This is a genomic window from Demequina salsinemoris (assembly GCF_000974805.1).
Lineage (GTDB): Bacteria > Actinomycetota > Actinomycetes > Actinomycetales > Demequinaceae > Demequina > Demequina salsinemoris.
In genome coordinates this window covers 249,530-271,671 of sequence record NZ_BBQZ01000002.1, presented here as the reverse complement: position 1 = coordinate 271,671, position 22,142 = coordinate 249,530, and the positions used below count along the sequence as shown (strand labels likewise).

The 22,142-nt window shown below is 69.7% G+C and carries 23 protein-coding genes; 12 read left to right on the top strand and 11 right to left on the bottom strand.

Features of this window, described 5'->3' with window-relative positions:
- Positions 1-125 precede the first annotated feature (125 nt).
- Genes lipB through AOP78_RS04830 form a run of 3 tightly spaced genes read left to right on the top strand, consistent with a single transcriptional unit; the run spans position 126 to position 2,599 of the window.
- Positions 126-821: a lipoyl(octanoyl) transferase LipB gene (gene lipB, locus AOP78_RS04840; RefSeq protein WP_066730243.1), complete on the top strand. Its 696-nt coding sequence runs from the start codon at positions 126-128 to the stop codon at positions 819-821.
- Positions 818-1,822 carry a lipoyl synthase gene (lipA, locus tag AOP78_RS04835; protein WP_062202092.1) on the top strand — a complete coding sequence of 335 codons (1,005 nt, stop codon included), beginning with the start codon at positions 818-820 and terminating at the stop codon, positions 1,820-1,822. The genes lipB and lipA overlap by 4 nt, the downstream gene beginning before the upstream one ends.
- 51 nt (positions 1,823-1,873) lie before the next feature.
- Positions 1,874-2,599: a DUF4191 family protein gene (locus AOP78_RS04830; protein ID WP_062202091.1), complete on the top strand. Its 726-nt coding sequence runs from the start codon at positions 1,874-1,876 to the stop codon at positions 2,597-2,599.
- A 338-nt stretch (positions 2,600-2,937) separates the two neighbouring features.
- Here AOP78_RS04830 and AOP78_RS04825 read toward each other — a convergent pair whose 3' ends face one another.
- Positions 2,938-3,363, bottom strand: a complete 426-nt coding sequence (locus tag AOP78_RS04825) for an RDD family protein (protein ID WP_062202090.1) — start codon at positions 3,361-3,363, stop codon at positions 2,938-2,940.
- 166 nt (positions 3,364-3,529) lie between these two features.
- Between AOP78_RS04825 and glnA the strand changes: the two genes are divergently transcribed.
- Both glnA and AOP78_RS04815 read left to right on the top strand, forming a co-directional pair.
- A complete protein-coding gene (gene glnA / locus AOP78_RS04820) occupies positions 3,530-4,963 on the top strand; it encodes a type I glutamate--ammonia ligase (protein WP_062202089.1) in 1,434 nt (477 codons plus the stop codon).
- Between the two features lie 182 nt (positions 4,964-5,145).
- Positions 5,146-5,415, top strand: coding sequence for a hypothetical protein (locus AOP78_RS04815; protein ID WP_152659407.1), 270 nt, complete (start codon positions 5,146-5,148; stop codon positions 5,413-5,415).
- Here the strand turns inward: AOP78_RS04815 and AOP78_RS04810 are convergent.
- The 8 genes from AOP78_RS04810 to AOP78_RS04775 form a co-directional block, all read right to left on the bottom strand.
- Positions 5,342-6,577 (bottom strand): MFS transporter, encoded by a 1,236-nt coding sequence (locus AOP78_RS04810; protein ID WP_152659406.1) that lies wholly within the window; start codon positions 6,575-6,577, stop codon positions 5,342-5,344. The two genes, AOP78_RS04815 and AOP78_RS04810, sit on opposite strands and share 74 nt — an antisense overlap.
- A 134-nt stretch (positions 6,578-6,711) precedes the next feature.
- Positions 6,712-6,990: a glycosyl hydrolase family 65 domain-containing protein gene (locus tag AOP78_RS04805; RefSeq protein WP_062202086.1), complete on the bottom strand. Its 279-nt coding sequence runs from the start codon at positions 6,988-6,990 to the stop codon at positions 6,712-6,714.
- A gap of 63 nt (positions 6,991-7,053) precedes the next feature.
- Entirely contained in the window at positions 7,054-8,373 is a 1,320-nt protein-coding gene (locus AOP78_RS04800) for an oligosaccharide MFS transporter (protein ID WP_062202085.1), read from the bottom strand.
- Positions 8,370-9,386, bottom strand: a complete 1,017-nt coding sequence (locus AOP78_RS04795; RefSeq protein WP_062202084.1) for a glycoside hydrolase family 43 protein — start codon at positions 9,384-9,386, stop codon at positions 8,370-8,372. Before AOP78_RS04795 ends, AOP78_RS04800 begins: the two co-directional genes overlap by 4 nt.
- A 426-nt stretch (positions 9,387-9,812) precedes the next feature.
- Positions 9,813-11,003 carry a multidrug effflux MFS transporter gene (locus tag AOP78_RS04790; protein ID WP_152659405.1) on the bottom strand — a complete coding sequence of 397 codons (1,191 nt, stop codon included), beginning with the start codon at positions 11,001-11,003 and terminating at the stop codon, positions 9,813-9,815.
- Positions 11,000-11,422 (bottom strand): VOC family protein, encoded by a 423-nt coding sequence (locus AOP78_RS04785; RefSeq protein ID WP_062202082.1) that lies wholly within the window; start codon positions 11,420-11,422, stop codon positions 11,000-11,002. The genes AOP78_RS04790 and AOP78_RS04785 overlap by 4 nt, the downstream gene beginning before the upstream one ends.
- Entirely contained in the window at positions 11,415-12,806 is a 1,392-nt protein-coding gene (locus AOP78_RS04780) for an FAD-binding oxidoreductase (protein ID WP_062202081.1), read from the bottom strand. Before AOP78_RS04780 ends, AOP78_RS04785 begins: the two co-directional genes overlap by 8 nt.
- The gene (locus tag AOP78_RS04775) at positions 12,803-13,573 is read right to left on the bottom strand and encodes an SDR family NAD(P)-dependent oxidoreductase (protein WP_062202080.1); all 771 of its coding nucleotides are present in this window, start codon (positions 13,571-13,573) and stop codon (positions 12,803-12,805) included. Before AOP78_RS04775 ends, AOP78_RS04780 begins: the two co-directional genes overlap by 4 nt.
- 351 nt (positions 13,574-13,924) lie before the next feature.
- On the opposite strand from AOP78_RS04775, the gene AOP78_RS04770 reads away from it, so the two are divergent.
- The 7 genes from AOP78_RS04770 (at position 13,925) to AOP78_RS04740 (ending at position 20,597) form a co-directional block, all read left to right on the top strand.
- Positions 13,925-14,683, top strand: coding sequence for an SDR family NAD(P)-dependent oxidoreductase (locus tag AOP78_RS04770; RefSeq protein ID WP_152659404.1), 759 nt, complete (start codon positions 13,925-13,927; stop codon positions 14,681-14,683).
- Complete coding sequence (locus AOP78_RS04765; protein ID WP_062202079.1) at positions 14,680-15,651, top strand: GlcG/HbpS family heme-binding protein; 972 nt, start codon at positions 14,680-14,682, stop codon at positions 15,649-15,651. The genes AOP78_RS04770 and AOP78_RS04765 overlap by 4 nt, the downstream gene beginning before the upstream one ends.
- Positions 15,648-16,592, top strand: coding sequence for a ketopantoate reductase family protein (locus AOP78_RS04760; RefSeq protein WP_062202078.1), 945 nt, complete (start codon positions 15,648-15,650; stop codon positions 16,590-16,592). The genes AOP78_RS04765 and AOP78_RS04760 overlap by 4 nt, the downstream gene beginning before the upstream one ends.
- Positions 16,589-17,476, top strand: coding sequence for a flavodoxin family protein (locus tag AOP78_RS04755; protein WP_062202077.1), 888 nt, complete (start codon positions 16,589-16,591; stop codon positions 17,474-17,476). The genes AOP78_RS04760 and AOP78_RS04755 overlap by 4 nt, the downstream gene beginning before the upstream one ends.
- Positions 17,477-17,637: 161 nt before the next feature.
- Positions 17,638-18,678, top strand: coding sequence for a sugar ABC transporter substrate-binding protein (locus AOP78_RS04750; RefSeq protein WP_062202076.1), 1,041 nt, complete (start codon positions 17,638-17,640; stop codon positions 18,676-18,678).
- A gap of 18 nt (positions 18,679-18,696) precedes the next feature.
- Entirely contained in the window at positions 18,697-19,806 is a 1,110-nt protein-coding gene (locus AOP78_RS04745) for an ABC transporter permease (RefSeq protein WP_062202075.1), read from the top strand.
- A 5-nt stretch (positions 19,807-19,811) separates the two neighbouring features.
- Positions 19,812-20,597 carry an ATP-binding cassette domain-containing protein gene (locus AOP78_RS04740; protein WP_062202074.1) on the top strand — a complete coding sequence of 262 codons (786 nt, stop codon included), beginning with the start codon at positions 19,812-19,814 and terminating at the stop codon, positions 20,595-20,597.
- A gap of 18 nt (positions 20,598-20,615) precedes the next feature.
- On the opposite strand, the gene AOP78_RS04735 is transcribed toward AOP78_RS04740, so the two are convergent.
- A complete protein-coding gene (locus tag AOP78_RS04735) occupies positions 20,616-21,242 on the bottom strand; it encodes an MBL fold metallo-hydrolase (protein ID WP_062202073.1) in 627 nt (208 codons plus the stop codon).
- Between the two features lie 95 nt (positions 21,243-21,337).
- On the bottom strand, positions 21,338-21,967 hold the full coding sequence (locus AOP78_RS04730) for a GTP cyclohydrolase II (RefSeq protein WP_062202072.1): 630 nt from the start codon (positions 21,965-21,967) through the stop codon (positions 21,338-21,340).
- Positions 21,968-22,142: the final 175 nt, after the last annotated feature.

Genomic DNA, 22,142 nt, shown 5'->3' with positions numbered 1-22,142 from the left:
GTCTCTCCTTCAAGGCTCGTACGTGGCACAGCGTCGATGACCCAGGCAACGCACTGCGATGCGGCCCCATTCCCGGTATTTGACACGTCGCCTTGGTGTTCAGGAAACCGGGTTAGCCTTGTGCGGTGGAGATCCTGAACCTGCTCCCCGACGGGCCGCTCGACTACACGGACGTCTGGGCCCGCCAACGTGCCCTGCACGACGGCGTCGTCGCCGGCACCAGCCCGGACAGCATCGTCCTCGTGGAGCACGATAGCGTCTACACCGCGGGCCGACGCACCGCGTCGTGGGACCGCCCCCTCGACGGCACGCCCGTGGTCGAGGTGGACCGCGGCGGCAAGATCACGTGGCACGGCCCCGGCCAGCTGGTCGGCTACCCGATCGTGCGCCTCGCCGAGCCTGTCGACGTGGTCCGGTACGTGCGCGCGCTCGAGCAGGCGATCATCGACGCCTGCGCGGCCTTCGGCCTCGAGACGATGCGGGTGGAGGGGCGCTCAGGCGTCTGGCTGCCCGCCTCGGACGGCCGCAGGGAGCGCAAGATCTGCGCGATCGGCGTGCGCGTCGCGAAGGACGTGACGATGCATGGCTTCGCCCTGAACTGCTCGCCCGACCTGACCGAGTTCGACCGCATCGTCCCGTGCGGCATCTCGGATGCCGACGTGACGTCCCTGAGCGCCGAGCTCGGGCGCGAGGTCACCATCCAGGAGGCCGTCCCCCACGTCCTGCCCGCGCTCGAGCGGGCGCTGGCCGACGTACGATTCCACCCGACCCCTGCCGCAGGCGCTCCCGCCGCGACCGCCCCCCTCAAGGAGACCGTGTGACCCCCGCACCCGAGGGCCGCAAGATGCTGCGCATCGAGGCCCGCAACGCCGAGACCCCCATCGAGCGCAAGCCCGAGTGGATCCGCACCAAGGCGACCATGGGCCCCAAGTACAACGAGCTCAAGTCGCTCGTGAAGGGCGGCGGCCTGCACACGGTGTGCGAGGAGGCGGGCTGCCCGAACATCTTCGAATGCTGGGAGGACCGCGAGGCGACGTTCCTCATCGGCGGCGCCCAGTGCACGCGCCGGTGCGACTTCTGCCAGATCGACACGGGCAAGCCCTCTCCCCTGGACCGCGCCGAGCCGCTCAAGGTCGCGCAGTCGGTCAAGGAGATGGGCCTCAAGTACTCGACCGTCACCGGCGTCGCGCGCGACGACCTCGAGGACGGCGGCGCCTGGCTGTACGCCGAGACCGTACGGCAGATTCACGCGCTCAACCCCGGCACCGGCGTCGAGCTGCTGATCCCCGACTTCAACGCCGATCCCGACCAGCTCGCCGAGGTCTTCTCCTCCCGCCCCGAGGTGCTCGCGCACAACGTCGAGACCGTGCCCCGGATCTTCAAGCGCATCCGCCCCGCGTTCCGCTACGAGCGGTCGCTCGAGGTGATCACGCGCGCGCAGGCCGACGGCTTCGTCACGAAGTCGAACCTCATCCTCGGCATGGGCGAGACGATGGACGAGGTCCTCCAGGCGCTCCAGGACCTCCATGACGCGGGCTGCGATCTGCTCACCATCACGCAGTACCTGCGTCCGAGCCCGCGCCACCACCCGGTCGACCGGTGGGTGCGCCCCGAGGAGTTCGTCGACCTGTCCGAGGCCGCCGAGGAGATCGGATTCCTCGGCGTCATGTCCGGACCGCTCGTTCGCTCGTCGTACCGCGCCGGCCGGCTGTGGGGCCAGGCGATGACCAGCAAGGGACGCCCGATCCCCGAGGCGCTCAAGCATCTGGGCGAGCCCGTCGAGGCCCGCCAGGAGGCGTCGTCCCTGCTCGCCAGGAGCTGACGGCTCGGCGGGCCCGACGCGCCTGACGCACCCACTAGACTTGGCCGCATTATGGCGAAGAACGAGCAGCCCGAGAAGAAGCAGCGCTGGTATCACCTGATCGCGCAGGCGTACAAGTTCACCAAGCCGCAGGACAGCATGCTGCTGCCCGCGCTGATCCTCATCCCGGTGGTGATCATCGGTGCCGCCGTCGTGACCGGGCTGGTCGTGGACAGCACCATCGTGATGGTCTACGCGATCATCCTCGGCGTGCTGCTCGCGGTGCTCGCGGACCTCTTCTTCCTCACGCGCCGCTTCGAGAAGGCCGCCTTCGCCCGCATGGAGGGTCAGATGGGCGGGTCCCTGTACGTCGCCCAGTCGATCCGCCGCGGATGGCAGTTCGAGGAGAACCCGATCGCCGTGGATCAGCGCGGCCAGGGCATCGTGTTCTACGGCGTCGGCGTCGGCGGCATCGTGCTGCTCGCCGAGGGCCCCGCGGCCCGCAAGCAGGTCGACAAGGTCAAGGCGCGCCCGGCCAAGGTGGCCTCTGGCGTCAAGGTCACGCCGATCTACGCGGGCGATGGCGAGGGCCAGGTCGCGATCAAGGACATCTCCAAGGCGATCCGCGGCGTCAAGAAGCAGACCTACGGCCGTGGTCTCACCAAGGGGCTCAACAAGGACGAGCAGGCCGCCGTGCACGCGCGTCTCAAGGCCATGGGCGGCGCTCAGCTGCCGATGCCGAAGGGCGTCGACCCGATGCGCGCACGTGCCGACCGCAAGGGCATGCGCGGCCGCTGAGCCGTTCTGCTGTCACGAAGCCGACGTCCCCTCCGGGGGACGTCGGCTTCGTCGTTCCTGGACGATGCTGGCGAAGTCCCGTCTGCGCGACCACCGCATCGTCCTGGCGGCCCCGGCGTCGTGCTCTCCCCTGACGTCGTCGCCGCGCGCCTGCGGTACTGAATCGTCCACTGGGACGCGGCACGGGCGCAGAAACGACGCTGAGCGTCCGATGGGACGCGGCACTGGCGTCGAGCGCCCCAGTGGACACTGGTGGTCGCCTCGAGGGCCGGTTCGTCACCCAGTGGACGGTTTCGGACCGCACTTGGACGATGCGGTGGCCGCCTTGAGCGGGCGGCTCAGCGCGTCGGGACGAGCCGGGTACCCGCGATCGAGTCGTGATATCCCCGCCCGGTCGCGTCCGTGAAGAGCGCGGGCAGCACGAGCACCGTCAGCACGGTGCGGATCGCGGCGGCGCGCAGCCCCACGATGGGGGCCCCGTCCTCGCGCACCACGCGCAGGCCGGCGGCCCTGTGTCCGATCGTGGTGCCCAGTGTCGCGACGAGCACCAGATGCTGGACCGCCCACACCGCGACAGTCGCCCACTGGTTGCCGGCGAAGAACACCCTCTCGAGCATCGTCAGGTCGGCGACATCGATGCCCGGCGCGCGCAGGAATGCCGACGTGACCAGGAGCGACAGTGACCAGTCGATGGCGAGGCCGAGGACCCTGCGCCCCAGGGGAGCGCGCGGAGCATCGGCAGCTGCGGTGTCGTCCTGGGGCATGAAGACAAGATTATGCGATTCTCAGGAGACAGAATTCCCTGGTTCGCCATCACCTTTCACACGGATGTAACACGCCGGAAACAACAGGTGAATGCGGGGGCAACAGCGTGGCCCTAGGGTGTGAGTTGCTAGTCCTAGCAACCTGTCTCTCCTAAGGAGCAATCGGATGTTCAAGACCGCCGAAGAGGCGATTGCGTACGTCAAGGAGGAGGGCGTCGAGTTCGTCGACATCCGCTTCTGCGACCTGCCCGGCCAGATGCAGCACTTCAACATTCCTGCATCGCAGTTCACCGAGGACGTCTTCACCGATGGCGCCATGTTCGACGGCTCGTCGATCCGTGGCTTCCAGGCCATCAACGAGTCCGACATGAAGCTGCTGCCGGATGTCGCGACCGCGTTCATCGACCCGTTCCGCATCGCCAAGACCCTGGTGATCAACTTCTCGATCGTGGACCCGTTCACGAACGAGCCGTACTCCCGTGACCCGCGCAACGTCGCGACCAAGGCCATCGAGTACCTGAAGTCCACCGGCATCGGCGACACCGCGTACTTCGCGCCCGAGGCCGAGTTCTTCATCTTCGACTCGGTTCGCTTCGACACGAACCAGCACGAGGGCTACTACCACATCGACTCGTCCGAGGCCTGGTGGAACACCGGCGTCGAGACCGAGCAGGACGGTGGCCCGAACCTCGGCTACAAGACCCGCATCAAGGGCGGCTACTTCCCGGTCTCCCCCGGCGACCAGATGGCCGACCTCCGCGACGAGATGGTCCAGGTCCTCGAGCAGGTCGGCCTGTCCGTCGAGCGCGCGCACCACGAGGTGGGCACCGCCGGCCAGCAGGAGATCAACTACCGCTTCAACACCATGCTGCACGCCGGTGACGACCTGATGAAGTTCAAGTACGTCATCAAGAACGTCGCATGGCAGAACGGCAAGACCGTCACCTTCATGCCGAAGCCGCTCTTCGGCGACAACGGCTCGGGCATGCACGTGCACCAGTCGATCTGGAAGGACGGCGAGCCGCTGTTCTACGACGAGAACGGCTACGGCGGCCTGTCCGACATGGCCCGCTGGTACATCGGCGGCATCCTGAAGCACGCCTCGTCGCTGCTCGCCTTCACCAACCCGACCGTCAACTCGTACCACCGCCTCGTGCCGGGCTACGAGGCTCCGGTCAACCTGGTGTACTCGGCTCGTAACCGCTCGGCTGCCGTCCGCATCCCGATCACCGGTTCGAACCCGAAGGCCAAGCGCATCGAGTTCCGCGCCCCCGACTCGTCCGGCAACCCGTACCTCGCGTTCGCGGCGCTGCTCATGGCGGGCATCGACGGCATCAAGAACAAGATCGAGCCGCCGGCCCCGGTCGACAAGGACCTGTACGAGCTGCCCCCCGAGGAGCACGCTCTCATCCCGCAGGTTCCGGACTCGCTTCCCGCGGTGCTCGACACCCTTGAGGCCGACCACGCCTACCTCACTGAGGGCGGCGTGTTCACCGAGGACCTCATCGAGGAGTGGATCGACTACAAGCGCTCGGCCGAGATCGACCAGCTGCGCTTCCGTCCGCACCCGCACGAGTTCGAGCTCTACTACGACTGCTAAGTCCTAGAAGCTCGCGAGAGCCCCCGGCACCCCAAGGTGCCGGGGGCTCTTCTTGTGTTCCGCGCGGGTTCACTCCGCACCGCGGTCGCTGGGTGTCACATCACATGTTATTCGCATCTTCAAGAATGTATCTGCGAGCGCTCCGATCGCGCGCCCGTCGGGCGCGCGACAGCCACCTCGAGGTGGGTGCCGACGTCCCATTCACCTCGATCGTGGGGCTGTACGACGAGCAGGTGCCCGGCTGCACGGACGGCATCACCGAGGACGCGCAGTGGCGCGAGGTCGTGTACGAGCTCACCCTCGAGTCAGCGAAGGTCGACGCCTGGGACGAGCATGCGGTGGTCCACCTCGCCGACGAGGACGCGCCCGATCCCGACGTCAGTGAGGCTCCTCACTCGCGCGAACGTGATCGCGAACCGAGTCCGGCACGCGCGTCGCGGGTGCCAGGATGAAGATCGCCGCGGCAGCCGCGCACACGAGCAGCAACGCCTGACGCACGCCGACGGACTCTGCGATCACGCCTACGAGGAGCGGAGCGACCAGCCCTCCCGCAGTCCCGAAGACGTTCACCGCCGCGACCCGGGACGTCGCGTCCGTGGGCTCATCCGCCGCCGCAGACAAGGCCACGGGGAAGGCGAATGCCGTCCCGACGCCCCAGACGACCAGCGCCGGCACGACTGCCCAGAACGCCGGCGTCAGAGCGAATACGGCCGCGCCCGCGCAGATGAGTACCGCTGATGCCCGCAGGGTGCTCACCCGCCCCAGGCGCTGCAACGTCGGCACCCCGATCACTCGGGTGAGGCTCTGGGCGAGCACCACCCCGGCGTAGGCCACGGTCGCGACGCTCTCGGTGCTGGCGAAGTCGTCCACGAGGGCCAGCGGGATCCAGTTGCCGGCCGCGAGCTCCGTCGTGAAGGCGAACAGCAGGATGAAGCCCAGCGCGAGCGTGCGGGGCTCGCGCACGGCTGCCATGATCCCGTCGAAGAATCCGCCTCGCGGACTCGCGCCCTCCCGGCTCGCCACGCCGCGCCCGCCGAGGAACGCCCAGCGGGACACGGTCAGCCACAGCGCGCCCACGACGGCGCCGTTGACGACGAAGTGCATCGCTGCCGAGACCCCGAGGGCCGAGTTGCCGGCTCCCCACGCCAGGCCGGCGAGCATCGCGAGCGAGAAGGTCGCGTGGAACTGAGACATGATCGGGCGTTCGACCAGCCGCTCGATCGCGGCGGCCTGCGCGCCGAGCGTCCCCATGAGGATCTCCGTGTTGCCGAGCGCGAGGAACAACCCGAGCCCGTACAGGAATGGCGCGCCGATGATCGTCGCCGCCGCCATCAGGAGGATCCCGGCGACGATGCCGGCTGCGCAGCCCCTGCCCACTGCCAGCGATCCCAGCCTTGCGACGAGTCCGCCGGTGAACCAGAACGCCATGAGACCGCCGCAGGCACCGATCAGCAGCACCGTGCCGAACTCGGCGGAGGAGACATCGAGGTCGGCACGCACGCTCGCCACCCGGGACACGAACGTGGCGGCGAGCACCCCGACCCCGCCGAAGAAGACCGTGACACCGACGCGGGCCTGCTGGATCCGCGCCGAGGTGACTGCAGCGTCGTCCATGCGGTCCCCCTCGAACCCCACGACCTCTCGGTCGCACGACCGAGCCTCATCCTTCCCACTGTAGGTGACGTGACACCGTCCGTCGCGGGGACGATGCGAGGGCCACCCCAGCGGGGGCGGCGTCCCCTGGACGCCTACGCGACGTTGGGGACGACCCTCGCCTCTCCGCTTTTGAGCATGACGCGATCCCCGTTGACCATGACCTCGAGGTCGTGGCCCGTGACCACGAGGTACTCGGTGGCGTCGGTGCCGACCGTCACCCGCAGCAGACGTCCGCGGTATCGGATCGAGAACCGGAACCTCGTCCACGGAGCGGGGCAGAAGGGCGCGAACCGCAGCCCGTCCTCGGTCGCCCGCATGCCACCGAAGCCCTGCACGATCGCGAGCCAGCTTCCGCTCCTCCTGAGCGCCACGTTCGCACGACGAGGCCCGACCGGCTGCTGCCGGTCGGGCCTCGTGCGATACGGAGGGCGACGCTACGCCTTGGCGATCGCCTCGTCGTCGTCGTCGACGCCGTCCGCGAGTTCGCCGGTGGGCGCTTCGCGTCCCTTGTCGTCCGCCATGAGGAAGCTCGCGATCACGGTGATGACACCGATCGCCACCGCCATGATGATGTAAGCGCTCGAGAAGCCGATCGTGTCGTACGCGTAGCCGAACGTCAGGGAGAAGATCGCGACGCCGAGCGCCTTCGCGAAGCCGAAGCCGAGCGTGTACGCCGTCGCCGAGATCTTCACGTCGAACATCCTGGTGATGTACTTCATGACGGAGACCAGCATGAACGGCATCTCGATCGCGGCGAGCAGGCGCCAGGCGATCAGGGCCTCGGTCGTCGTCACCATGGCGGATCCCAGGACACGCAGCACGAGGATGCCCGCGAAGATCTGAAGGCCGCGCTTCGCGCCGATCTTGTTCACGATCCACGGGGTGAAGACCATCACCACGGCCTCGCACAGGATCTGGACCGACACGACGGTGCCGAACAGGCCCTCGGGGTCGCCGTGCAGGACGTGGTCCGCGAAGTAGATCGAGTACTGCTGGTCGAAGACGTCGTAGAGCGCGGCGGTGCCGAACATGAGCACCACGAAGCCCTGGAAGCTGCGGTCGCTCAGCAGCTTGAGGATGGTCTCCTTGCCGATCTTGTGCGCGTGGGCCTCGCCCTCCTCGTGGTGCTTCTCCGGCGCCTGGTGCGGCACCTTCGCGACGAACACCAGCGTGCCGAGGACCAGGGCGGACACCGAGGCGGCCCACCAGATGTTGTCCGGGTTGGAGGCCCAGATGACGCCGCCGATCGCGGACGCGAACGAGCCGCCGAGCGAGCCGAACAGTCGTGCGTGCCCGTACTCGAAGCCGTTGGCGCGACTCGCGCGCTCGTTGAACGCCTCGACCACGGAGACGCCCGACATGAGGACGAGGCTGAGGAACACACCGCCGACGACGGCCGCGAGGGTCTCGTTGACGCCGATGAGCGGCTTGAAGACGAACTGGAAGAACGGCCCCATGAGGGCGGCGCACACGACGACGAACGCGTACAGCGGCTTGCGGAAGCCGAGCCGGTCCTGCGTGTAGCCGTAGATCGGCTGGAGCCCCATGGCCACGAGCGCCATGACGGTGCTCACAAGGCCGATGTTGGTGGAGCTCATCCCCTCGTTCTCGAGCCACAGGCCCATGAAGGTGAAGACGAACTGCCAGACGACGAAGTAGAAGAAGAACGTGCCGCCGTAGTTCCAGACGACGCTGCGCTTCAGCGACTCGAGGACGCTCGACTCCGTGGGAGTCGAGGTGGTGCCACCGCTCATGCGCTCATGCCCTCAGGCGGGAGGACCTCGACGGAGGTCGGGGCCGGGCGCGTGATCGGCTGCGGCTCGCCCCACACAGGGTTGCCCTCCTCGTCGAACGGCAGCACCTGGGCGCATGCCTGACGGTTCGGCTCCCACAGCGGGTCCCCGACGATCTCGGTGTACGTGCGGGCGTGGTAGACGATGACGGGCTCGCCGTCAGCGGTCTCGGTGAACGAGTTGTGGCCCGGGCCGTAGATGCCGTTCTCGGGCGCCGAGGTGAAGACCGGGTCCTTCGACTTGGTCCAGCTCGCGGGGTCGAGGAGGTCGGCGTCGGCGTCCGCGGTGAGCAGACCCATCGCGTACTCGATGCCGGTGCCCGACGCGGAGTAGGTCAGGTAGACCTTTCCGTTCCGCTGCAGCACGGAGGGGCCCTCGTTGACCCAGAACACCTGGATCTCCCAGTCGTACTCGGGCTTCGTCAGCATGACGGCCTTGGTCGCGAGGGTCCAGGGGTTCTCCATGCGCGCGATGTACAGGTTGGAGTGGCCCTTGATCGCGGCCTCCTGCTGCGCCCAGACCAGGTACTGCACGCCGTCCTTCACGAAGCTCGTCGCGTCGAGCGCGAAGTCGCTCCAGCCGGTGTCGACCTTGCCCTTCTCGACCCACGTGCCCGTGATCGGGTCCTCGTCGGTGCACTCGAGGCAGTAGACCTGGTGGTTGAAGGTGTCGTCGACGTCGGGCTCGGGACGCGTGACCGACATGTCGGGAGCGGCCGCGTAGTAGATGTACCACGCGCCGTTGACGCGGTGGATCTCGGGAGCCCAGATCAGGGACGACTGCGGTCCGGTCTCCGGCTTGGTCCAGATCGTGACCTCCTCGGCCGCCTGGAGGTCCTCAAGCCGCTCGGCACGGCGCAGGACGATGCGGTCGTACAGCGGGTACGAACCCGTGAAGTAGTACTGACCGCCCTCGCGCAGGACGCACGGGTCGGCGCGCTGCAGGACGATCGGGTTCGGGATGTCGTGGACCATCGGTGCTCCTCGTGAAAAAGACTGTGGCGCGCAGGGGCCTCCGCGCATGGTGTTAACGCTAGACAAAATCTACGACGACTTCGCAGGACCCTTGCACCATCCTCCCAGGCTTGATGTTCGCTCGCACCTGCGCGAGTCGCTACCAAACTTGAGAATGTAGTGTCACGAATGTACACCGTTCGTGAAGTAATGTGCAAGCCCACATCGCGAATCATCCCCCAGAACCCTTTCGTCGGCCGCGCGCCGTCCGATGGGGATCTCAACGGCACCGATCGGCAGGGACACCGCCGGCGCCGGGCACGACAAGTCCATGCACCGCCTTCGCCGACAAGCTCCGTGGGTGCGTGCGTGGCGCGCGTCGCCCCCTCTCGCTCTCCCCTCCTGGATCCGAGAGGGGGCTTCGTCGCGTCGACCACGGCCGCAGGGCTAGCGCGAGGTCGACCGCTCCGGGATCACCCGCACGAGCAGAGGTCCCGCGACCACGCCTGCACCCATCACCGCGACGAGCGACCAGGGCGATCCCGCGGTTCCGGCAAGCGGAGACGCGACGGCCCCGACGGCGAACTGGCAGATCCCGAGCAGGCCGGAGGCAGCGCCCGCGCGCTCGCGCTCGACCTCCATCCCCAGCGTCATGACGGCCGGGATGACGAGGCCGATGCTCGCGATGGCAAGGAACAGCCCCGCGAGGACGACGGGGAGCAGGTCGAGGCCGACACCGAACGCCAGCACCACGACGCCTGATGCCGACAGCAGATGGCCCACGCGAAGCAGGCGCCACGACCCCGCCGTCGCGACCAGCTGCCGACTCGCGAGCGACGCGCCCACGATGCCGACGGCGTTGGCGGCGAAGGCCAGGCTGTACTGCAACGGCGAGAGGCCGAAGCCGTCCTGAAGCACGAACGACGAGGCCCCGATGTAGCCGAAGAGGACCGCGCCCACCGCCCCGAGCGCGGCGAGGTACGCGAGGAACTCGCGGTGGGAGAGGACCTCACGCAGCTCGGCTACGACTGCCGGCGGCCGCGGGGCGATGCGACGGGACGGTGGAAGAGTCTCAGGAAGCGCGCGAAGGCCGACAAGGGTGAGCGCTGCCGCCGCGGCGGCGAGAACGAGGAACATCCCACGCCAGTCCATCACCCGCGCGAGCCCGCCGCCCGCGATGGGCGCGAGCACAGGCGCGATCCCGACCACCGCGCCGAGCGTCGCGAACGCGCGGCCCGCCTCAGCGCCCGGGTAGGCGTCCGCGACGATCGCGCGGGACACGACGAGGCAGGCTGCCGTCCCTAGCCCGGCGACCACGCGCAGCGCGAGCAGCGCCCCGAGCGTCGGTGCGAGCGCTCCGAGAACGTGGGCGAGCGCGTAGGTCAGCCCTCCGATCAGCAACGGCAGCCTGCGACCGACCGCGTCGCTCACGGGGCCGAGCACGAGCTGTCCGACCGCGATGCCGATGAGCACGGCGGAGACCGTCGCGGCGGCTCCCGCCTCGGTGGTCCCGAGATCCGCGCCGAGCTCCGGCAGCACGGGGAGGTACACGTCGGTCGTGAGCACCACGAGCGCGGTGAAGGCCGCGAGGAGCGGCATCAGGTGGCGCGGCGCGGTAGACGTGCGGGCCTCCCTCACGTGCGCTCCGGCCGTTCGACCAGCTCGATCAGGTTGCCCTCGGGGTCGGCGAGGTATGCCATGCGGACGCCGTCCTCCGGCGAGGGCTGGGGCGCCATGACGGGTCGGGCTCCGAGCGCGACGATCCTCGCGAACTCCTCGTCGAGCCCGCGCACGTCGAACGCCAGGTGCGAGTAGCCAGGCACGAGCGCGGCCTCGGCGGGGTTCGCCGGCCGCGGCCCCGATGATGCCCCGTCGCGACGCAGCAGCTCGAGCCTGGTGCCGTCGGGATGCGCGAGCATGACGATGTCGAGATCGATCGGCGCGACCCGCAGCTCGAGCTCCACGACGTACCCGAACGCGTCCGCGTACCAGCGAGCGGCCGCGGCGAGATCGTGGACGTTGAGCCCGACGTGGTCGAGCCGCGACGCGTCAGGCATGGACGTTCAGCCCTTCCTTGGCCGCGCAGAGATACCCCGCGATCCGCCCGCTAGGGTCGCGCCGGTCCCGGATCTCCTCGAGGCGGGCGTAGTTCTCGGGCGCCAGGAACCGATCCTGGCGAGCCGTGAAGTCGGTGTCGCCGAGATAGACGCCCACTCCCCCGTCGCGAGCGATCGCCGCGGTGCGCGAGTGGACGCGCTCCCTGTACCGCGCATCGTCCGCGGCGTCCTCGTAGATGAGGTACGTCGCGACATAGACGTCGCCCTCGATCGAGAACGCCATGTCGGGAAGCTCGCGCGTGGGAGCCCAGCCGTACCAGATCGAGAACGAATGCTCGGTGTCGAGCTCGCGCCAGATGTCCAGCAGCAGGGGCGCGAGGACATCGGCGGAGGCGTTCGTCCACGCGCAGTCGACCGCGTAGCGGTAGCCGTCGGGGTTCTGGTCCATCTGCGCGACGCTCTCCTGAGCGACCGTGGTCGGCCCCGTGACCCGACCCAGCTCGCGCCCAGCGACGGGGCACTCGCCGAGCCCGCCCAGCAGGTCGCGCGCCTCGTCGTCCGAGTCGGCCATGCACGTGGCGTGCAGCAGCAGCACCGTGCCTCCCGGATGCTCGATGCCGTCGTAGAGCGGCACATCGGGAAGCCTCGTCGCCGCCATGACGGGCTCGACACGCCGGTCCAGGCTCGGCAGGACGTCGTGAAGCCAGTGCACGACCGCCTCCGCGTCATCCAGGCTGAACGTCCAGGTGTCATGCCACATCGCGCCGGGCTGAGGATAGGTCTGCAGATGGAAGCGGGTGACCACGCCGGGGAATCCCGGCCCCGCGCCCCGCGCCGCCCAGTACAGGTCTGAGTTCTGCTCGGCGTCGGCGCGCACATGCTCGCCGTCGGCCGTCACGACGTCGACCGCGACGACGCTCTCGCACGCCCACCCCTTGGCGCGCCCGTTCCACCCCTGGCCGCCCTGAAGCAGGTAGCCGCCGATGCCAACGGTCGCGCAGTGCCCTCCCGGGAACGCGCGGCCGCGCTCGGCGAGGAACGGCGCGAGCTCGAGCGCCCCCATCGTCGCGGGGCCGGCGGAGACGATGCCCGTCGCGTCGTCATACTCGAGGGACCTGAGCGCTCCGAGGTCGAGCAGCAGCGCCTCATCACGGACGCTCCAGGCAGCCCACGAATGCCCGCCCGAGCGCACGCTGAGCCTCCAGCCGCGCTCGATCGCGAGACGCACGCCCGCGACGACGTCCTCGGCGTCCGCGGCCTCAAGCACGGCGGCCGGGCAGCGGTCCGGCTTGCGGGCGTTGAACACTCGCCCCACGCGCGCCTCCTCGTAGCCGGGCTCGCCCCTCAGGAACAGCCTCCCTCGCACGGTCTCCGCGGCGCTCATCCGACGACCGCCGCGCCGCCGTCGACGGGGATGTTCGCCCCCGAGATGTGGCGGGCCTCCGGGCTCGCGAGGAACAGGATCGCGTTGGCGACGTCCTCCGGCTGGCCCCAGCGACGCAGCGGCACTCGGGACAGGATCTGCTCGGCGGGGCCGTCCGGGTCCTCGAGCATGGGGGTCGTGTGCGGCGTCTGGGTCATCGCCGGAGACACCGCGTTGACCCGGATGCCGTGGGGCCCTCCTTCGACGACGAGCTGGTACGTCAGCGCGAGGACCCCGCCCTTGGCCGCGCCGTGCGCGTTCTGCGGCATGAACCACGCGCCGCGCGACGCGGTGATCGAGGCGATGTTCACGATCGAGCCGCCTCCCGCCGCAACCAGATGCGGCCAGGCCGCTCGCGTGACGAGGAAGACGATGTCGAGCTCGTTGCGCATCGTGAAGGTCCAGTCCTCATAGGACAGCGTGTCGATCGGTCCGAAGCGGATCGCGGACGCGTTGTTGACGAGCACATCAACCCGGCCCGCGAGCGCCGCCGCCCTGTCGACCCAGTCGGCGGCCCCGTCGGGCGTCGCCAGGTCGACGGGCGCGATCGCGTCCATCCTGCCACCCTCGGCGCGCACGAGCGCGACGGTCTCCTCGGACGGCCCGGGGTTGAGATCGCAGCCGACCACGTGGGCGCCCTCGCGGGCGCACAGCATCGCGGTCGCGCGCCCGATGCCGCCACCGGTGCCGGTGACGAGCACCACCATGCCTTCGAGTCGGCCCGTCATCGCGAACCCTCCGGGACCAGTGGCGCCGAGCCGCAGGAGGCCCAGCTCGCGCTCGGCGGCCTCCCCCTGGTGACAGGGGCCGGGCCGGGCCGCTTCGGGCCCGGCATGGACAGACGACGTGAGCGAACAGTCACGGATGCACTCCTTTGTGCGGGGCGCCGCCCAGGGATCGGGCGACTTTCGTTTCTTGAAAGTGACTTTCATCGAGATGCTAGCCCGTGTCAAGCGCCGGCTCCACCCTCTCGAGCGACACGCCGGTCTTCTGGGCGCCGTCTGGACAGGCTCGCGATCCTCCCCTACGGTGTGTGAAAGTTACTTTCAGCATGTGAGAACTCAAGGAAGAGTGCACTCATGGCAGGTTGGTTGAACCTGGAGGGCAAAGGCGCCCTCGTCATCGGCGCGGGCGGACTTGGCGGCGCGACCGCGCAAAGCCTCGCCGCGGCAGGAGCAAGGGTCGCGGTCGTCGACCGCGACGAGCGCACCCTCGACGCCGCGGCGAGCACCGCGCGCGCCGCGGACCTCGAGATCCTGACCCTGCAGGCCGACATCTCGACACCGGAGGCATGTCGCGCCGTGGTCGCCGCATGCGTTGACCTGATCGGCACTCCACGGGCCTTCGTGCATGCCGTGGGACGCAACGACCGGCGCCCGATCGTCGAGCTCGGCGACGACGACTGGGAGTCGATCCTCCGGCTCAATCTCTCGACCGCCTGGTGGCTCGGCCAGGAGGTCGGGCGCCGCATGATCGCCGAGGGCGAGGGACGCATCGTCTTCGTGTCGTCCGTCTCCGCGCTGCTCGCGCACGCCCACCATGCGCCCTATGCCGCGTCCAAGGGCGGGATCAACCAGCTGATGCGGGTGATGGCGCGCGAGTGGGCTCCCCACGGGATCACCGTCAACGCCGTCGGTCCCGGATACATCGAGACCGACCTCACGCGCGCCTACCTCGACCGCGACGGTCACCGCGAGTCGCTCGAGTCCCTCGTGCCCGCACGCAGGCTCGGCGTGCCCTCCGAGGTGGCCGACGCCGCGACCTTCCTCCTGTCGGACCGCGCCGGATTCATCACCGGGCAGTGCGTCTACGTCGACGGCGGCAGGACCCTCGTATGAGCACCCACCCGCGCGACCTCCCCCTCGCCGACGCACGCAGGCTCGTCGAGCGCGCCGTCGACAAGGCCGAGCAGCTGGGGCTCCGCGGCGCGATCGCGGTGGTCGGCGCGAGCGGCGCGCTCGTCACCGCGTCGAGGCTCGACCGCGGGGGCGCCGGAGGCATGGCGAGGGCTCGCTCGAAGGCGTGGATCTGCGCGACGCAGCAGGTTCCGAGCGCCGAGCACCTGCGGCGGATGACGACCCTGCCGGCCCCGATCTCCGCCGGCTTCGTGGCGGCCTCCCCGGAGGCGCTCTTCCCCGGGGCGGGAGGCCTCCCGGTGACCGAGGACGGTCACGTCGTGGGAGGGATCGCCGCGTCCGGTGCAACGGTGAGCCCCTTCCTCCCGGCAGGGGTGTCCCCCGAGGTCGTCAGCGCCGATGGGTCGCCCGCCAACCCTGAGGACCTGCTCATCGCCTACGCGCTCGGAATCCCTTACGACGGTCAGCACGGCGACGACACGGCCCGCTGGAGGGAACGATTCGGCGAGCTCGTGGTGACCCCCGAGCAGAGCCTGGGCATGCGCGCCGCACCGAGTGCGAGCGCGCAGCGCGAGCTCGCGTGGGCCACGCGGCTGTGCGATGCCGTGATCGCCGCCGCGTCTCGGCTCGGGGAGCGGGTGTCGGTCGCGGTCGTGGACGGCGGCGGCGACCCTGTCCGCGAGGACCGCATGGACGATGCGGTGGCCGCCGGGGTGGAGATCGCCCGGGCCACGGCCTCGACGGCCGCGCGATTCGGCGTGGCCAGCGGCGCCCTCCACGAGCGCTATGGAGACGCGACCGCGACCCTCGGCGCGCTCGGTCCGGCGGCATTCCTCGCGGCGCCGGGCGGCGTTCCCCTCGTCGAGGGCGGCCGGGTGGTCGGCGGCCTCGGGGTCGGGGGCGCGTCTCCCGACCTGTGCGCGCGGCTCGCAGCGGAGGCCGCCGCATGACGGGCCCGACCAGGATCGCCGTCCTGGGTTGCGGGGCGATCGGCAGCATCTACGCCGCGCATCTCGCGCGCGTGCCCGAGGTCGAGGTCTGGGCCGTCGACCCGTGGGCCGCGCACATGCAGGCGATCGCGAGCGGAGGGCTCCACGTCACCGGGGCGGCCGCGTTCACCGCCACACTCCAGACGGTCACCGACGCGTCCGCCCTCCCGCCATGCGACTTCGCGGTCGTCGCGACGAAGTCGCAGCACACCGTGGCCGCCGTGACCGCCGCGCGCGACGCCCTCGCGGAGGCGGCGGTGGCGAGCGTCCAGAACGGGCTGGGGAACGAGGAGGCGATCGCGACGGTCGTGCCTCGCGTCATCCGCGGGAGCGTGGTTACCGCGGGCGCGGTCACCGCGCCCGGCAGGGTGCGCTACGACGCCCCAGGCGACACGTGGCTAGGCCCCTTCGAGCCCGCCCCCGCATCGTCCGGTCAGGTGGAGCACCTGGCAAGCCTGCTCTCCGCGGGCGGGCTGAGCACCCATGCGGTGCCGGACGCGCGCGGCGCGCAGTGGGCCAAGGTGTCCTTCAACGCCGCGACGAGTCCCCTGTCTGCTCTCACGCGTCTTGCCGTGGGCCCCGTGTGCACGGACCCCGGCCTCCGGGTCCTCGTGGACGCGCTGCTGCGCGAGGCGCGCACGGTGTGCGCCGCGGCCGGCATCGAGCTCGACCGCGACCCGGAGCTCGCGGTGCAGGAGGCGATCGACGAGGCGTTCCACCACAGGCCGTCGATGCTCCAGGACGTCGAGGCGCGTCGCGAGACGGAGATCGACGTCCTTAACGGCGGGATCGTCGCGGAGGCGGCACGCCTGGGCGTCCCGACCCCGCTTCATGAGGCGATGGTCGCGCTCGTGCACGGCCTCGAGGCCGGCTGGCGAGGCGAGGAAGGAAGGAAGTCATGACGACGGGACAGGTGCTGGGGCTCTCGTGCGGGAATCCCGGCGGGAGCGCGGAGATCCTCCTCATCGAGGCGCTGCGCGCCGCGCAGGACGACGGCGCGAGCGTCGAGCTCGTGCGACTCGACGATCTGAGGTTCGATGCCACGCCGGGCGAGGACGACGCGGAGTGGTTCTGGGAGCGCCTGCTCGCGTGCGACGGGTGGATCGTCAGCTCGCCGATCATCAGCAGGACCGTGCCCGGACGCCTCAAGATGCTTGGCGACCGACTGCTCGGACCCAACGCGGACGCCGCGATCATCGAAGGCCTTCTCGAGGTGCGCAGGAACGGTGGAGAGCCGGCGGTGCCCTTCCGTGTCGACGAGCGCGTGCTCCGTCCCCGCGTGGCGGGTCTCATCGCCTGCGGAGGGGCGCTGACCACGCAGTGGAAGGCGCTCGCGCTTCCCGTGATGCACACGCTGACGTTCTCCATGAGCATCGCGGTCGTGGACCAGATGGTCGTCGAGGGCGCGGGCACTCCCCGGTCCGTCGTGCTGGACCAGGATGCGGTCAAGCGTTCGGGGGCGCTCGGGCATCACGTCGCGAGCCAGCTCGGCAAGGGGCTCGAGGACGCCACGTACCTCGGGTCGCCCGGCGCATGCCCGATGTGCCACCTCGACGTGGTCGTGCTCGAGGGCGACGGCGTCCAGTGCGCGTCGTGCGGCGCGCGCGGCCACCTCGCCGACGGTCGCGTCGAGTGGACCGACCTCGACACCTCGGTGATATCGATGGCGGAGCGGCGCGCGCACTACAGCGAGATCGTCGAGACCGCCCGTGCGCACGCTGCACAGTCCGAGACGGTCGCCGCACGCGCGGCCGCCTACTCCGACTTCCCGGTCTCGCACCCGTGAGCCCAGGAATAACGCCCATCGCGATTCCCGATACCGGGAGCGTCGCTGTGGACACCATACGGGAGCGGGCCTAGCATGGTTCGCACCGACGAAAACCGCTTTCACTCATTGAAAGTCACAAGGTAGCAAGTCCCCTGTCGCGGATATCAAAGGAGATCCCCGTGAGCACCGTTCGTCATTCCCACCCCCTCTCCCGCGCCGCCCTCGGCGCCGGCGCAGCAACGATGCTGCTCCTCGTCAGCGCATGCTCGTCCTCCGACGGAGACGATGCGAGCGCCTCCTCGGACACCATGGAGGCCACCGCCTCAGCAAGCGCCATGGCGGCGGGCGAGGAGATGAGCGACCTTCCGCAGACCCTCGTGTTCTCGCCCATCGCGCTGCAGATCCCCGCGATGCAGGGGCTCTCGGACGGGGTCACCCACTACGGCGGCGACCAGGGCTGGGAGGTGATCGTGCAGGATCCCGACCTCGATCCGAGCACCCAGGTCCAGCAGGTCACGGAGGTCCTCGAGTCCGGACGCGCCGGCGCGCTGTGGATCATCGCGATCGCTCCCGAGTCGATGTCCGACGTGCTCGTCACGGCGCAGGAGAAGGGTGTGCCCGTCCTCATCAACGGCGTCCCCGCGGACTACGGCTTCGACGGCGCTCAGGCGGGCATCAGCTTCGACACGATCGACTACGCCGAGGGCGGCACCGCTCTCGGCGAGCAGACCGGGAAGTGCATCAACGAGAAGCTCGGCGGAGAGGCGACCGTGATCTACGGGGAGTCCGCGCCCGGCACGGCCGGCAAGCAGGAGTCCGACGACGCCTTCATGGCGGCGCTCGAGGCGACCGCGCCGAACGCCACCGTCGTGCAGACCTGGGAGATCAGCGACCGGGCGGCCTCGCAGACCGACGTGAGCACCATCCTGGGCGCCAACCCCGGCGTCAACGTCGTGGCAGCGGCGAACGACGAGGGCGCACTCGGAGCCATCGGAGCCTTCAAGTCGGCAGGAACCGACCTTCCTTGCGTCACCGACTTCGGAGGCAACGACGAGGTGCTGGGGCTGGTCGAGGACGGCACGATGTACGCCACCGTCGCCCTACAGTTCCAGGACGACATGGTCCAGTCGTTCAACACGCTCGTGGAGATGCAGGCGGACCCGACCGCGGAGGGACCGGTCCTGACCGTGCCCATCAAGGTCACCACCTCCGGAAGCTGAGCGGTGGAGCGACGAGACATGAGGACCGCCAGCCCCACCGCGGCTGACGGCGCCGTGGCCCCCGGAGTCTCCGGGGCCACGGCGCCCGCCGTGCCCGCACCGTCCCCCCAGCCGAGCGCCGCGGCCCCCGCGAAGGACAGCGCCGGCATCCGCGGCATGATCTTCCTGCGCGATCGCGGCATCTTCGTGCTCTGGATCGCGCTGATCCTGGCCTTCGCGATCTGGGCGAACCCGTACTTCGCGACGCTCAACAACGCTGTGCTGATCGCCAACGCGGCATCCATCAGCGCGATCTTCGCGGCGGGAGTCGCCGTGGGAATCATCTGCGGTGCGCTCGACCTGTCGATCCCGGGGGTCGCCGCCCTGTCGAGCTGCGTCGCCGGCTGGATGCTCGTGAACGGGCTTCCCATCTGGCTCGCGCTCGCCACCGGCATCGTCCTCGCGGCCGGAGTGGGGCTCGTCAACGGTCTCATCTCGCTGCGGGGCTTCAACCCGATCATCGTGACGATCGCGATGCTCTCGATCACCTCGGCGATCGCGTCGATCGTCGCTGGCGGATACACCTTCCCCGGCCTGTCGATGCTCGACTTCATGGGCACGCACCGCTACCTCGGCGTCCCTGCGCCGGTGTGGATCTGCGCGGGGGTGTTCCTCGTCGGCACGGTGTTCCTCACCAAGACGCGCGACGGCATCCGTCTCATGGCGGTCGGAGGAAGCGCCGAGGCGGTGCGTCGCTCGGGCATCCACAGCGACCGCTACATCGTGTTCGCGTTCATCATCAGCAGCACGTGCGCGGGTCTCGGCGGCCTCGTGACGACCGCGGTCGTGACCGAGGCGAACCCCAGCGCGAGCCCCGCGCTGATCTTCACCGCGCTGACCGCGGTGGCGCTCGCGGGTGTCTCGCTCGCGGGAGGGCGAGGCAGCCTGCCGCGCGTGCTCGTCGGCGCTCTCGTGCTGGCCACCATCTCCAACGGCCTGACGATCAAGGGGATCCAGCCCTACTGGGCCACAGGAGTCACGGGCGTCCTGCTGATCGGCTCGCTCACCCTCGAGCGGTGGGTGTCGAAGTCGGTGTCCAAGCGGCTCATGGCCACCGCGCAGGCCTCCGTGCACACGGGAACGAGGTGAGGACGATGAACGACTCCAACGCTGCACCGGTGCTCGAGCTCTCGGGGATCGACATGCACTACGGCTACGTCCGCGCGCTCGACTCGATCGACTTCCACGTGGGACCTGGCGAGGTGGTCGGACTGCTCGGCGACAACGGCGCGGGCAAGTCGACCCTCCTCAAGGTGATGTCGGGCGCGCACCGGGCCACCGGCGGCACCGTCATGGTGCACGGCGAGAAGGTCGAGTTCGACTCCCCCAGCGACGCGACCGAGGCCGGGATCCAGATGGTCTATCAGGACCTCGCGCTCGTCGACGCGCTCGACATCGCCACGAACCTCAACATCGGTCGCGAGATCCTCCGCAAGGGGATCTTCGGACTCCTGGGATTCGTGGACCACAAGGCGCAGCGGAAGAGGTCGGAGGCGGAGCTCGACAGGCTCGGCGTGCGCACCGCGGCGATGACCAGGCCGGTCGAGATGCTCTCGGGCGGCCAGCGTCAGGTCGTGGCGCTGGCGCGCAGCGCGACGCGCGTCACCGGCGACCGCAACGGCGTCCTGCTGCTCGACGAGCCCACGGCCGCGCTCGGGTACGAGCAGACGCAGCAGGTGCAGGCGCTCATCCGACGCATGGCCGATCAGGGCATCGCGATCGTCCTCGTCACGCACAACCTCGCGCTCGCGATGGAGGTCTGCGACCGGCTCGCGGTCCTCAACCGCGGTCAGAAGGTCGCGGACGTCGCGACCGCGGACACCGACAACGACGAGATCGTCGGCTGGATCACGGGCGCCCGTCCCTCCATGTTCGTGTGACAGGCGAGGCCGTCGAGCTCACAGCGCGACGGCCTCGCCCACCGCGAGCCTCCGCACGACACCCTCGTCGCTGAAGGCCTCGAGCATCCCGGCGAGCTTGCCCGGGTCCGTCGTCTCTCCCTCATGGATGGGCACGGCGACCCGCGGAGCGACGGCGCGCACGTAGTCGACGGCCTCGGAGAGCTTGAGCCAGGGGGCGTCGATCGGCACCGCGAGCACCTCGACGGGCGAGTCGGGAACGACGAACGAGTCCCCCGGGTGCAGGAGCGCACCATCGATCAGGTACGCGGCGTTCGTGCAGCCGGGGACGTCACCGAACACGGCCGCGTGCAGTCCCCCGAGCACCTCGACGACCGCGCCGGCGAGCTCGAGGCGGTCGCCCGGTCCCGCCACGACGACGGGCCGCGTCAGCCCTGTCAGCGCCGGCGCGGTGTCACGATCGGCCACGAGCGCTGCGCGGGGGTTCGCCTCGAGGAGCTCGGCGAGTCGGCCGAGGTCGACGTGGTCCGCGTGCTGATGCGTGATCAGGATCGCGTCGAGGTCACGCACGTCGGCGAAGCTCGACAGGACGCCAGGGTCGATCAGCAGGCGCGCATCGCCGCTGTCCACGAGCAGGCACGCGTGGCCGAGATGGGTGAGCTTCACGGGACTCCTTCGTCGCGTCGAGCGGGTCCGAGCCACGCACGACCTGATCTCACTGTGAGAACTGCAGTTCCACACAGTGAGCATATCCCGATGAGTCAGGGCAGCGCGATGAGATGCCCGGTGTGCTCCACCTTGGCCGTCAGATAGCGCGCGTTCGCATCCGTGAGGTGCACCCGCGTCGGCACCTGCTCGTCGACCTGCACCCCGAGCGCCGCGAGCTGGGACGCCTTGTCAGGGTTGTTGCTGAGCAGCCGGATCCGGCCCACACCAACGGCATCGAGCATCTGCGCGACGGCCGTGTAGTCGCGCTCATCCTCGCCGTGCCCGAGCGCGACGTTCGCCTCATACGTGTCGAGGCCCGAGTCCTGAAGCGCGTACGCGTCGAGCTTGGCGTACAGGCCGATCCCCCGCCCCTCCTGACGCAGATACAGCAGGAATCCTCCCGCGTCGGCGATCCTCTCGACCGCCTCACGCAGCTGAGGGCCGCAGTCGCATCGCTCGGACCCGAGCACGTCCCCGGTGAGGCACTCGCTGTGGGGCCTCACGAGAGGCGCCTCGCCACCCATCTCGGCGCACACGACGGCGTCCTCCCAGTCCCCGAGCGCGAGCAGCAGATGCTCGGAGTCGTCGTCCAGCCCCCGGAAGGTCATCACCTCGGCGACGGTCGAGTAGCCGTCGGCGAACGTCAGGGGGACCGTGACACGAGAACGGATCGATGCGGCCATGAGGCGTCTCCTTCCGGGCACCTGCGGTGCGACTGGGGACAGAACGCCAGGACGATGCGGGCCATTCCCCAGGCTCGGGGGGCCAGCCCATCGCCCCGGCGCCTCCGGGTCATTCCCCGAGCACGACGAGAGCACCGTGCCTCGCGCCCCGCCGTGTCCGATTTGCCAACCCACG